Genomic DNA, 12,953 nt, shown 5'->3' on the forward strand with positions numbered 1-12,953 from the left:
AGGTCTCAGGTCTGAAGGGACACCGTCAAGTCGTGGCCGACTGTCCGGATTTGTTGTGACGAGATTTCGATAGTTGGAGCGAAGGCGCCGTTATCAGGCAAAGACTCGTAGCAAACAAACGTTGCATGGTGGCGAGCTTGCATCTTCTGGCCAATCAGCAGTACCGCGCCAGCTGGTGCGCCAACGTAGAGATGTACTTTCTTAACGTTCCATACGTCTTGGAGGTGCTTTAAGGCTTCGTCTACCGCAGCACCGAACAATGTCAGGTCCGAGGGGTGGCGAATTGTCGAGTGGCCGAAATTCTCGACCGAGATTTCAATAGTAGGCAAGGTCAAGTTGCCATTGTCCGCCGAGACCGGCGCGAGCCTGGCGGTAGCGACAGGGAAGGTAAGCGATACGATGAGGTTGGCTGCCTCTTCGGTACCGGTGTGGTCCTTCAACGTTTTGACTTTGAATTTTCCTTGGGTTGGCACTACAGCATCAGTTGGCCAGGCCCATCGTGTGCCCCAGGTTTCACCGATCTTGTTTCGATGTGGCTGGAACACGTGTATGCCCGCCATATCGCCGAGGAGGCGGCCGGCAAGAAGCAATATCGACGTGCCATGAAACGGGAATACGGCCAAGCGAGGCCGCGGCCCGCCTCCAGTGCGCACCCCATTGAGATTAGCCTGCAGGTTAAGCAAGTCGAACTTCAAGGTGGCGAATACTGCGCTCCAGTAACTCGGCTCATGCGGCGCATGATGCTGCCCGCCGAACGCAAAATATGACACCGCATTCTTGCTCGAGCGGCGTAGGCCGCTAGCCCAGAGCGCTTCGTCCATATCACGTTCACTGATGTGCGGAACCTGGCCAGTTACGTTACCCAACAGGTACATAACGTCGGCTTCTGGGTAGCGAAGTGTTCCCAGCAGGCGCTTGACCTCATGGATGGAATCAGCGCGCATCTTGCGTAAAACCTCGGTCTTATAGGTGTCCGGGTCAACCTTATCGATGAGCCGATGGCACTCGTCACATAGGAGCAGGAAATTCGATGGCTCATCAACAAGCAGTGGAGACTCTATCGGGTCCCCACGAGGGCCGTCTGCGGAGGCTGCGACGATATGGGCGAAGTAGCTGAACACGCCTTTCCCGCCAGTTGCAGCGTGCTCGCCGAGGTCTCTTCCGCAACCCGGAAACTGGCAACGGTATGCTGCAAGGTACGCGACTTCTCTCTTGACCTCAGGGGATACGTGGCCCAGCCGGCCAGTAACCTGGTCCGCAGTCCTGACCCAGCTTGTGATGAGAGCCTTTTTTACGAGAACAGGCGTCACAGTAGCTAAGTCGACGGAGTGTGGGTCAGCCAGACTCGTCGCGTCCCAGAAGACGCGCTTTGTCCGCAGGCTTGCGCTCACGGCTGCGATGCAATCGTTACCAAACTCGCCGCGGGCAATTGCCTTCCAGAGAGAAGTAGCTGCCAACTTTTCAAACAAAGCAACTTTGAACTTGTTCGCGATGAACAACACCTCGCTACCGCTTGCGAGCGCCTTGCGAAAGCTAGCAGCGAGTTCGTCGTCAGATAGTGCGGGAACAGTAACGCACACCGCAGTCCCGGCGGAGAGTGGTACTACAGTAGCTGGGGAGGGCTGTAAAATTCCCATTGTTGTCCTTGGTTACCAATTGCTAAGTCGTCGGCATCTTGGTGACACTCTTGTAGGACAATATCCTACAGCAATACGGATTTCCATGCAGCTACAACCACAAGGAAATTTTTGCGGAGTGCGAAAGCGACAAGCGGTATCAAGAGTTGCTACACGTTACTCTGCGCCACCTGAGGCAAAGAAGCGGATGAATAACCGAGGGTAAATGTGGTCGAGCCGAAGTGGCAGGAGACGCCTCAGCAGTGGGTGCCGTATCCAACTCTGTCGGATTTCAAGTTCCTTTAGCTTGGCGGGACGAGGGAGGAGGATAAGATTCTGGCTCGGCGATGTGCCATGCAGTGTTCAAAGCCCGGGCTCGACCAAAAGCAGCGAGAGCATACGACCATACTTGGCCTCGGCAGGATAAGTGCTGCCCTTGGTCCTCAACGTGACCACTGGAACGATGTGCTCGTTGGATCAGCACCTCTTCAGTTTTCTTCCTCGTCAAAATAGTCGATAACTTCCTGAAGTTGCGTAGAGAATCCAGGAAGCGTAATTGCCTTATCATCATGGTAAACGGTTCCGTCAGCATCACATCTAATCCCAGATGCGGCTAGCCAATCAGGTTCAAGAAATTGCTTCAAGGGCTGTGTCCACGGTCTTCGCTTTGCGTTTTCTGTAGGGCGCAACGAAGTGACCGCGGATGAAGTAGAAGCCAAAGGGGCGGCCTGTCCCCGAAGTTCAGGAGAGGGAATATTTTTTAACAGTGCGCGCAGTTGCTGATTTTCTACTCGTAGCTTCGCCTCTTCTCGGACAATGATGTGCAGTCTGGATTGTGCGTCCATGTCTGGCAGCAAGTTGATCACTTGATCAAGCGGCGTTTCTGAGGTTGCTCGAAAGTGATGGGTGCGGCCTCCGACCTCGTGAGCGAAGGCTTCCGTTATATCTCGATAATCTTTCCCCGTGGAGTTTCGATATGATTGAGAATTTTGGATGCCGCGGGCCTGCAGCTCTCGACCAATCTTCGCGACACTGAAGTCCATATCTGCGTTCCGGTATAAACTAACCAGTAAATTCCATAGCGCTTCAATTTTGAGTTGTTTGTCCGTTCTCGCGGACTGCTTAAGCCGCTCTTTTAATTCAAAAGCGCGGCCCTGTTCGAAATTATTTGTCGAGCCTGATTTATTTCTTGGATTTTCTGCAAAGTTCATTTTTATGCATTCGGTGTTATAATGGACCTAATCGTCCACGAGCCTGGACCTCGGATTAAATACTGATCTCGTCAGGGGCATGGTGCGAGGGGTTCGAGTCCCGCATTGATTTCTTTGTTGAGGCAAGAGCTAAGGACTTCGCATTGAGCGGCAGAGACGAAAAAACATCTGCAATGATGCCCAGTTCTACTAGTTTTTCTCGCCCTTCTAGAATATTTAGCGCACGTTCGCGTCCGAGGCGCATATACAGCAATTTGCTGAGCTCATTTCCAGTTCTTAGGGCTGTGTCTTCGTCCATGGTTAGAAACGCAGGTGATAATCCATGCGTCGACAACAGTCTGTCGTAATACACATTACGTTTCAAATTCGCCTTTTCCACTGTAGTTCCCTTCGTGGAAGTGAAAAAGATACTTGAGCGACAGACATTATCGAGTACCTCGAATTCTGGACTTTTCTCAAACTGTTGCTTGATAGTGTCAAGGTCTCTGACATATAAAGATAGCTTCTCATTCAACGTTGCTCCGGATTCAAGCATATTGTTATGAATCGTGACGCAGCGCGAAAGAAGGGCGGCTGCGGAACCCATCTCGCTCATTAGTTGATTGAACTCTGAGGTAATACTGTCAAGGCTTTCTGTTGTTTTTACAAGCTCTGCCCAGTCCTCAGGCGCAAGCGGTTCTCCAGATTTCTGGGATTCCCGGCGCCTATGTTCGATTTGAGACTTCTTTTGTTCCATAGCGGTTCGGCGTTTAGCAACATCCACTGCGGCGAGGCTCTTCACGTTCACGGTGGCGGTAAGCCCTGACAGGAACGGCGGTCCGCTAATAAGGAAACGACACTCGGCACAATTTCGCCTCCCACCCGGAACGGGAGTGACCTGTGGCTTCTTGTTTGGAACGGTTACCAACTTCCCTTCATGACAACGGCTGCACCCAGCAGTGCATATGCCAACATCCATGAAAACAAAGCCCTGTGCGTCGCTTAAAAATGCGCCTATGGCGGAAGGATCATTAAATGCGAGAAGGCTTGAGGTTCGTTTTTCCTCCAGCTCTCTCATGCCGTCTGCCCATTCCTTCTGTCGTGCGATCTCAATTCTTGCCTCAACGGCGCTGACAATTTCCCGGAGCTCGGTCATGCCAAACTTGAAATAATACAAGTTCATCCGAACTGTCGAGTGGCCCGCAATATCCATCGTAACCTTTAATGGAACGCCGGCTTTATGCATGGCAGACAGTTGCGTCACGCGCAGCGAGTGCAGGTCATAAAGTACCCGAGTGGGCCTGCCCTTGGAACGCGCAATTACCAAGGGCGGAAGGGCGTTCCCTAATGAGTCTCGATATCCTTCTAAGGATAATCTTTTTTCGACTTCGTCACATAAGTCGTTCCAAAGCGCCGTAACTTTACGGTCGCTAATAGGATGAGACGGATGTCTGGCCGTAGGATCTCGGAACAAGAAGCAGCCTTCAAGCTCCGTGAGCGCATTTTCCCCTTTTTTTTGCTTTAGCTCGGGTACCTCTTTCCACTGAGTCAAGGTTGTTACCGGATTGTGGAGTTCTTGCCAGTTCTGTAGCTGCAGCAAGACGTCGACCACATCATCAGGCGCCCATGGACAGTCATAACCTGTACTCCAGGCATCGCTCGCGCGATTGGCTGACTTGTTAGTGCTGATTCGGAAGTACGGTTGCAGTTTCCCGGTTGATTCGTCGGGGAAAGTTTGCAGTACGCCCCTGCGGATTGGTCTTTTTGGTGAAGTACTCGCTAGCTGATGAGGGTTTTTTACCCTGCGGTATACACGTTCAACCCGACCGTCGAAATGTATATGCTCGACCTCAACGCGTTCACAGTCACCTTCCCCTGAGTCCAAATGCCGAACCTGGAACGTCCGGAATACAGCTTGCAGCTTGACATAGAGGCACATTGCCCGTACGGGTGACCACACTCTTTTGAAGCTAGCCGTGACCGCATCATATTCTTTATACCAGTCTCCAGCTATATTCCCGCCAGGTTCAGGGACGCTGGCTTTATTCTTGGCCCACTTCCAATCGTCGGCTGTCAAGATTTCGAACGCTTTCTGGACAAGCAACAATGGCATTGGATTTCGAGCGGTCTGAAGTTGAGAAGGCTTCTGAGGGGCCGTGACGAACGGATTCCGCAGCCCAACACGGCGCACTTTTTCGCCAGATACGGCATCGTGGTCTGCGAGCGGACCGTCCAGGGCCCATTCAATAAAATCTCGGTGTTTGTTTGGAATCGCACTTGTACCTTTGAACAAGGGCTCAGGTTTAAAATCAACACCAAGAAATTTTAAGGGGTCGCGAGGCAAGTGCGGGTTCGTGATTAGGTAATCCAAAAACATGTTTAGCAGCGACTGCGTGAGCGGGCGCGAGACTTCCTGTTCCGCAAGAAACGCTTCCGCCAGTGACCGCCAACGTTCTAGCTGCCTATCACGGATGAGGCACCACGCAAAGTCATGGCCGCCGCTGCCACGAGATGTATCGCGAGGCCTCACATCAAAATAGTCCCCGGCCGCATACGTAAGCGATTTGCCGCCATTCGCCTTTTGAAATGCGACTAATGGTACTGAAATTTGCTTCAGCTTCCGCAGTATTCCGTCCGTCCTAGTCTGGTGTGCTAGGACGAGGGCCGGATTTAATAGGCGCGGCGTTAGGTCAGCTACAGAGGATAAACCGTAGAAACAAAGTTGCAGCTTAGCGAGCCACTGTTGATTATCAGGTAGTGTTGTAATCGCTTTCGTTCCTGCCCAATATTGCTCAGGTACGAGTTCCTTAATGTGGTCGTCTACGAATTTCGTCGTTGGAAAACGATCGAGGAGCGGGAAGACAAGCACTTCTGACAGCCAACACAGCCGCAAGAACCGAAGAAGTGCGGTTTTGTCAACAAGGGTCCATCCTTTCTTTGCGGTTTTGGAGCCCCATGTTTCTTCTCGAATTTCAAAAATATTGTCGAGCCATATTCCGAATTCAGGCGCACTGCTGATCGTAGTGACAGCCTCAATGCGGTTTTTCATGTTAAGCGAGAATCGGGCGCTCCCATGCTTTTCTTCAATTTGACGTATGACTTGGAGTGCGCGAGATGCGGCCGAGCGTAATTTATCGTTGGAAAAGTTTTCGGGGATATAAAAGCGTTTTAGATCAGTGTTAAGAATAATAACGTGCCCATCTATTCTGCTACTTTCGCGGATAATCCGCTCCTGATCATTGTGCCAGTGGATATTTTTTCTCACGCTAGTTCTGTCCAATGCTCAGGAGATCGGTCTCGGCTTCTACGCATGCCTTACGGACCTCTTGGGATACTTCAAACATGGTCATGTTACCGTAAGCTTCTTGACTTTCAATCGATCGATGGTGGGTTGCGACTTGAATCACCTTTTTACTGAGCCCGGCTTTTCGCAGATCATATACATATGAGTGACGATGTGCATGTGGCGTCGTTCCAAACTCTTTGCCGGGCTTTAAGCCAATCCTTCGGATTGCGGCTGCATGGACTTTTGAAAAGGCTCTGTCAGTCATGGGTTTACCTTTTGGGGTTACGAAAAGGAAAGGGTGGTTATCGGGACGGGGCCGTATTCGAAGATACTCATCCCGCAGTTGGGCGAACGCGCGCGCATACTTTGCGCTTTTCCAAAACACGAGTGTATAGTTTTCTTTTGAATTTTGATAAAGATTTCCCTTCGCACCTACGCGTCGATGTCCTGGCTGAAGGGACAGAGGCAACATGTCATATTTCATCCGGAGAAACGCTGCCCTTGTTGTCATTACCTCGCGTCCAGTCAGAGGGTCGAGATACGAGATCGAGCCCTCATGTGGCTCGTACAAACGGACAACTGCTTCTCCCGGGAGTTGCGGGTCGTCATACATTACGTCAGGTATCCAGAGCGACAATGCATCACTGATGCGCAAGCCGCCGCCGTGAAGTAGCAGTGAAATCATTTGGTCCCTGACGACCGACCATCGAAGTTCGCCACGACGCTTGAAGCCTTCGTTGAGGAGGGGCTTGAAGTATTCGTCTTTAAAACGTATTGGCTCCTGATCAGTTTTCGGAGCAGGCCAAAGTGCTGCTGGTGTACTTGATTGCGCCGATGGACCCTGACTGGCTTGAGCTGTCATCAAGTGGCCAAGAAGGCTTTTGCGTTTAAGAGTATTCCATCGGGCCCAAAACTTAAGCTGTTCCCCGGTCGTCGAGTTTCTTTTTGGAACGATCGATGGTATATCAGATTTATCTGCTATCCAATCCAGGAATGTTGTTAAACGGTCACTAATCGCCTCGACGTCCCGAACACGTCGAGGCGTCCACCATAGATCGAATGGACAAGAGCCTTTCTGTATTGTGCCAAGTGACAATGAAGTAAAAAACGCTAGAAATAGTTCAGTATATTTCGTGGCGCCGCCATAGTAGAATTCCCCACCGCGTGCAGCCACAAAGTCAATGAGTAAGCCAACGGCACGACTGTAAGTGCGCTGACAGCCAATTTTTAGGCCTTGTTCTCGCGAAAACTCTAACCACGGAACGAAGTCGGATCCATGTGTAAGCAGCCTTACCCGCGGCAGTCGGTTCGGATCAAGATCCTCGAACCTGATATGAGCAAGAGGGCTAATCGTAATCTGCTTGTTTATATTGCACCTCTCGATATTTGATACTGATGATCTCTGCCTTTTACAGGAAGCTGCTAGCGCGGCCATCAATCATTGGGCGAGCTACGACGAAATCAGTTATTGCGACGAATATCCAAATCCAGGTGTTTTACCTCAAGTTCTAACGATGCGAGCGTGTCCGTTAAAATTCCGAGATTCTCAAGTGTCTGCCGACCCTCTAACACATCGATCGCCTTGCTTTCTCCCAGGCGTAGATACATCAATCGAGAGAGTTCGTTTCCGGCCTTTAGAGCTGTATGTTCATCAAGCGTGAGGAATGCTGGCTCAAGCCCATGTCTAATCAGCACTTGGTCATAATATCGATTACGTTTGAGGCTGGCTTTATCCGCTGTTTCCCCTCGAATAGATTCAAAGAAAACGGAGCTTTCGCAAACTCGGTCCAACATCTCGAACTCGCTGCATTGCTCGAATTGTTGCTCAAGTGTTCCTTTGTCACGAGTTAGCAAGACAAGCTTGCCGTCAGCAGGAATCTCGCCACTCGCCACTTTATTGTGAATCTCCGCACAGTCGACTGCTAGGCTTGCTGCGGCTGACATCTCAAGCATGATTTGATCAAATTCTGCGGTTAAGCGGTCGAAATCTTCCATTGATCTGACTAACTCGTCAGTGTCAATCAAGCCGAACATTGATGGATTGTCTTTGGCCTCGTGCCGCTTGCCTTTGAGGCGGTTAATTTCCCGCTGAGCGTTCGTTCGACGTCGCGCAATATCGACGCCAGCCAGGCTTTTCACATTGACGGTCGCCACGAGGCCTGTCAAAAATGGTGGTCCACTGAGCAGGTAGCGACATTCTGCACAGTTTCTTCGTCTTCCTGGAACAGGCCCGTACGACGTTTTTTTTCCATCGGTACGGATTTTCCCTTCATGGCAGCCGGCACAGCTCGCAGTGCAAACCCCGACATCCATCAGGACTAGCTCATGGTCTGAACGTTCAAACCGGTGGACAGCTTCCATGTCGCTGTAGGCAAACAGGCTAGTCATCCGCTCGAAGTCGAGATCCTTCGCTGAATTAATCCATTCCTTTTGCCAAGCATTGAGATCGCCTGCTGTATCAAGCGTCGTCAGTAGCCTCCTGGTTTCCGACATGCTGTATTTTGTATAGTAGACTTTCATGGAGATACTGGCATGACCAGCGATCAGCATAACCATGTGTGCAGGGACTCCCACCTTATCTAGCGCTGTGATATTGGTGACCCGTAGGGAATGAAGATCGTACTTCACCTCGGTCGGGTGCCCTGCGTCATTCCGCTGAACCACTAGTTTATAGGGGGTTGTTCCAGTTGGATCGGTAACTGCGTCGGCGGCCAGCCGATTTTCGATTTCGTCGCAGAGAGCTAGCCATAGCTGGTAGACTGCCCCTTTGGAAATGGGATGCTCATTGGCCGGGCTAGTTGGGTCGCGAAAGAGGAAACAGTTTTCCATATCTTTTAGCACGATTTCCCCTTTCGCATGCAGCAAGCTTGGCACCTCCGTCCACGACGTGACACGCGAAATTGGGTTGTTCTCCTCTTGCCACTTACGAAGCCACATTAGCACCTTGACTACGTCATCAGGAGCCCAAGGAGAGTCGTACCCTTTTTTCGAAGCATCCTTTTTGCGATCCTGCCCTTTGTTCGTGCTAACCCGCAGAATCACCGCCACTTGGCCAGTTTGCCTGTCTGCAATGGTTTGAAGTACTCCTTTGGCTCGATCGGTTCTTTCTAGCTTTGCAGCGAGTACGTGCTCATTCCGGATCATGGAATATTGCGACGGTGCATCTTGTGATGCTGAGCCGACGGCAAGTCGGAGGTAATCAGCCTCACCCGAATCAAGATGAATAACTTGGTATAGACGAAGTACAGTACGAAGCTTCATGTACAGGGCGACGGCACGTACAGGCGACCAAATCCTTTTGAAACTTTTGGTTTCAGCGTCATAGTGCCTGAACCAGTCGCCGGAGATCTGTTCCCCCCACAAGCCGGTACCGCTTACTTTCCTGGCCCATTCCCATTCGTTACTGGTAAGAATCTCTAGCGCTTTCTCGACCAAGAAAGGCGGCATCGGGTCTCGTTGAGTGTCGGCACGGCTTCGCTCATGTTTCTTCCGTATAAACGGATTCTTCAGAAACTGAGAGCGCAGAGGACTACCGTCATCGGCGGCAACTCCGGCTAATCCCCATTCGATGACCCAGTCGATGAAATCTACGTGGCTGTTGAGATTTCCACCACGGCCTTCGTAAAGCGGCCTTGGGACTGCTCGCTTGTCGAGGAAAACGTGGGGATCCCGAGGGAGGTGCGGATGCGACACCAGATGGTCAAGGAAGGTATTTAATACTGTTTGAACTCCCGGCAAATTTGATGTTAATGTGCGGTAGTAACGCGCTGCCAGTTCGCGCCATTCATTGAGACCCGGATCCTTTGTGAGCACCCAAGCAAAGTCAGTTCCTGCTTTTCCTCGGGTAGCGTCTCGCATGCGGAGAGGTACGTAGTGAGCAGCAGTGTGGCGAAGCGCCTTCTTATGGTGCGCTACCTGGTACGCGACTAGCGGCTTTGGTATTTTCGCTAAATTTTGGAGCGCGGATTTCTTTCCGGCCTTTTTGGCATAAAGGAAGAACGGATTGACGACCTCTGGCAGCAAATCCGAAACTGATTCGATTCCAAAACATTTAAGACGCAGGTTAGCTAACCATTTTGCGTTCAGCGCAACAGGGGCAATAACATCAATCTCGTCTGAATAGGTTTTTGGAATGAGTTCTTGGCCCCAATTGTCTACGTTCTCGCCGGATCCAATTTTCAGAAAAGGGAACAGGTGTGCCTGAGGGAATAGTAACAAGCCGGCGATCCGACAGCGGCAAATAAAATAAAATATCGCTGCCTTGTCGTGTTTTGAAAGACGCTTCGTTCCGGCCTCAGTTGTTAGAGAAACCGATGCATATATGGGTGCCAGGATCGAATCGAGTGCACGTCCGAACTCGTGAAGGTCGGCAGATTGTGCAGCGAGTTCCAGTTCTGTTTTTGTCGACCGTGATACGCGGAACTTGTTTGTTGCCCGTTCATTGGCAGCAATTCTTTCGCTGCAACGATGGCCTAGTGCGGCCAGTTTTTTTGGATCAAATTCATTGGGTATATAAAAGCGGGTACCATCGACGTTTGCTAAGATTGTACGCCCGGTAAGATAACTGTCTACGCTGAGCGTCTGAGAGGTATTGCAATGCCAAAAACGGCCGTCCATGTTTAGTTGGGTATGATTTGAGCTGAAAAAATTTATAGGCCGGGCACTGGTCCCGTACACAGGTCATAGGTCAAGCTGTACGTCACACGTCCACTGAACGGGGCGTAGTTGGGTTGCTCGGACGACGTGGAAGGGGCAAATGCACCACTGTATTCTTGAACAAAAGTTTGTCTTGAGAGACATTATCGGTGGAAAGTTTCTGAACACCAAGGTCAGTTGCGAGACGCAGGATCGTACTGTTGTGAACACGTCAATGGATAGACAATGAAATTAGTACAAGCAACTCAGGGGGGATTTCAGCGCCAGATCACCGCCGAGCGCGAGAAACGGGCATTGATTGCGGCTTCCGAAGGCCGGCGCCAGGAGCAGATCAACATCGCCAGCGGCGAGCGCGAAGCGGCGATTGCCCGCTCCGAGGGCGAACGCCAGGCCGCGATCAACCGCGCCCAGGGCGAGGCCAGCGCCATCGTCGCCCTGGCCGAGGCCAGCGCGTCGGCCCTGCGCCAGGTCGGCGCCGCCATCCGCGAGCCGGGCGGGGAGGACGCGATGAACCTGCGCGTGGCCGAGCACTACGTCGACGCCTTCGGCAACCTGGCCAAGACCAACAATTCCATCATCGTGCCGGCCAACCTGGGCGAGATGAGCGGCCTGATCGCCAGCGCGATGCAGATCGTGAAGGCGCAAAAATGACGCGCGTGGTGGTGATCACTGGCGCCTCGGACGGCATCGGCGCCGAGATGGCGCGGCAGCTGGCTGCGCGCGAGGGGGCCGGCCTGGCGCTGGTGCTGGCGGCGCGCAATGCGGCGCAACTGGAGCGCGTCGCGACCGAATGCACCGCTTCCGGTGCGCAGGTGCTGGTGGTGCCGACCGACGTGTCGGTGCGCATCCAGTGCCGGCGGCTGGTCATCACGGCGGTGGAGCGCTTCGGACGCATCGATGTGCTGGTGAATAACGCAGGGCGCTCGGCGCATGCCCTGTTCGAGGAAGTCGAAGACCTGGACTGGTACGAGGACCTGATGCGCGTGAACCTGTGGGGTGCAATCTGGTGCACCCAGGCTGCGCTGCCGCACCTGAAGGCGGCGCGCGGCAGCATCGTCGCGGTCTCGTCGCTGGCCGGACTGGTCGGGGTGCCCGGACGCACGGCCTACAGCGCCACCAAGTTCGCCATGACCGGCTTCTTCGAGGCGCTGCAGGCGGAACTGAAAGGCGCCGGCGTCAGCGTGACGACGGCCTATCCCGGCGTGGTCGCGACCCGGATCCGCTATCGCGGCTTCAACGCGCAGGGCGGGGAAGCCGGGGTGAGCGGGCTCAAGGAAGAGGGCGCGATGAGCGTCGAGGAATGCGCGCGCCTGATCATCGCGGGCATGAACGCGCGCAAGCGGGAAGTGGTCATGACGGCCAAGGGCAAGCTTGGCCGCTTCCTCAAGCTGCTGGCGCCCGGCGTGGTCGAAAAGATGGCGCTGGCGGCCCTGGCGGACGAGCGCAAGCCGCACTGAGCGCCTTGAGCGCATTCACTGAACCGATTGCGACTGGCGAAACATGCACATTGACTTGCCGACCGTGGATGTCCATTGCGAACCGGAGCGCACGGGGACGACTGGAAGGCTGCTGGCTGCCGGCGCGATGCGCCTCGTCGAGGCGCCGAGGTGATGGAGGAGGGCGCTTCCCTCGACGATACCGGCCCGGAGGCGGTGGCGGCGTTCGTGCCCGCCTACGCGCCGGTCCTGAGTCCGCGCGGCGCCGCCATCGCCCTGCTGGCGCTGATGTTCCTGTCGGCCCTGATCGGAGCGGCGGCGGACACGCGCGAACGCGAGGAGCCGCTGGTGTGGACGTTCGTGTCCGGTTTCCTGTCGAGCTTCCTGAGCTTCTACTGGTTCCGCCTGGGCCGCGAACAGCGCGGCTGGCCGCGCTCGCGCTGGCTGAGCACGGCCATTGTCTTCCTCACGCCGCTTGCCGTTCCCTGGTACATCGCGCGCAGCCGGCCGCGGGGGCGCAAGCTGCGCGGCGTGCTGCGCTTCTTCGGGTATGTGCTGCTGATGCTGGTGGTGTCGATGGCGGGCGGGTTGCTGGCGCTGCTGGTGTCGTAGGGTGGGGGTCATCAAGGCCAGTGGCCTTGATGACCCCCACCATAACGATGAGCAAACGCGGCCACACGGCTGCGTCAACGCGGCGCATGCTTCAGGTGGGCACGGGGCGCCCACCCTACGGTCCGATCATTCTCGGGCCAGCAAAAAAGGGCGGCAA

General features: G+C 53.6%; 7 protein-coding genes and 1 pseudogene. 3 read left to right on the forward strand and 5 right to left on the reverse strand.

From position 1 onward, the window contains the following. Nucleotides 1–5: 5 nt before the first annotated feature. The 5 genes from ACSUZJ_RS11435 to gmtZ (ACSUZJ_RS11455) form a co-directional block, all read right to left on the reverse strand. Nucleotides 6–1,637 (reverse strand): HNH endonuclease, encoded by a 1,632-nt coding sequence (locus ACSUZJ_RS11435; RefSeq protein ID WP_499416169.1) that lies wholly within the window; start codon nt 1,635–1,637, stop codon nt 6–8. A gap of 467 nt (nt 1,638–2,104) precedes the next feature. Continuing rightward, nucleotides 2,105–2,827 (reverse strand): gamma-mobile-trio protein GmtX, encoded by a 723-nt coding sequence (gene gmtX / locus ACSUZJ_RS11440; RefSeq protein WP_499416171.1) that lies wholly within the window; start codon nt 2,825–2,827, stop codon nt 2,105–2,107. Between the two features lie 55 nt (nt 2,828–2,882). Next, complete coding sequence (gene gmtZ / locus ACSUZJ_RS11445) at nt 2,883–6,071, reverse strand: gamma-mobile-trio integrase GmtZ (RefSeq protein ID WP_499416173.1); 3,189 nt, start codon at nt 6,069–6,071, stop codon at nt 2,883–2,885. Nucleotide 6,072: 1 nt separating this feature from the next. After that, nucleotides 6,073–7,527, reverse strand: coding sequence for a gamma-mobile-trio recombinase GmtY (gene gmtY / locus ACSUZJ_RS11450; RefSeq protein WP_499416175.1), 1,455 nt, complete (start codon nt 7,525–7,527; stop codon nt 6,073–6,075). A 26-nt stretch (nt 7,528–7,553) separates the two neighbouring features. Then, nucleotides 7,554–10,709 carry a gamma-mobile-trio integrase GmtZ gene (gene gmtZ / locus ACSUZJ_RS11455; protein WP_499416177.1) on the reverse strand — a complete coding sequence of 1,052 codons (3,156 nt, stop codon included), beginning with the start codon at nt 10,707–10,709 and terminating at the stop codon, nt 7,554–7,556. Between the two features lie 297 nt (nt 10,710–11,006). Between gmtZ (ACSUZJ_RS11455) and ACSUZJ_RS11460 the strand changes: the two are divergent. The 3 genes and pseudogenes from ACSUZJ_RS11460 to ACSUZJ_RS11470 form a co-directional block, all read left to right on the forward strand. Next, nucleotides 11,007–11,399 (forward strand): annotated as a pseudogene (locus ACSUZJ_RS11460) (SPFH domain-containing protein); the annotation flags it as partial. Continuing rightward, nucleotides 11,396–12,205, forward strand: coding sequence for an SDR family oxidoreductase (locus tag ACSUZJ_RS11465; protein ID WP_499416179.1), 810 nt, complete (start codon nt 11,396–11,398; stop codon nt 12,203–12,205). The pseudogene ACSUZJ_RS11460 and the gene ACSUZJ_RS11465, both read left to right, overlap by 4 nt. A gap of 150 nt (nt 12,206–12,355) precedes the next feature. Further along, entirely contained in the window at nt 12,356–12,796 is a 441-nt protein-coding gene (locus tag ACSUZJ_RS11470) for a hypothetical protein (RefSeq protein ID WP_499416181.1), read from the forward strand. Nucleotides 12,797–12,953: the final 157 nt, after the last annotated feature.

Source organism: Telluria sp. B2 (assembly GCF_051789535.1).
Lineage (GTDB): Bacteria > Pseudomonadota > Gammaproteobacteria > Burkholderiales > Burkholderiaceae_D > Telluria.

What these genes read in the sequence shown, in the direction of transcription:
- ACSUZJ_RS11435 (WP_499416169.1), bottom strand. Translation starts at nt 1,637, where the DNA reads ATGGGAATTTTACAGCCCTCCCCAGCTACTGTAGTACCACTCTCCGCC.
- ACSUZJ_RS11465 (WP_499416179.1), top strand. Translation starts at nt 11,396, where the DNA reads ATGACGCGCGTGGTGGTGATCACTGGCGCCTCGGACGGCATCGGCGCC.
- gmtX (WP_499416171.1), bottom strand. Translation starts at nt 2,827, where the DNA reads ATGAACTTTGCAGAAAATCCAAGAAATAAATCAGGCTCGACAAATAAT.
- gmtZ (WP_499416177.1), bottom strand. Translation starts at nt 10,709, where the DNA reads ATGGACGGCCGTTTTTGGCATTGCAATACCTCTCAGACGCTCAGCGTA.
- gmtY (WP_499416175.1), bottom strand. Translation starts at nt 7,527, where the DNA reads ATGGCCGCGCTAGCAGCTTCCTGTAAAAGGCAGAGATCATCAGTATCA.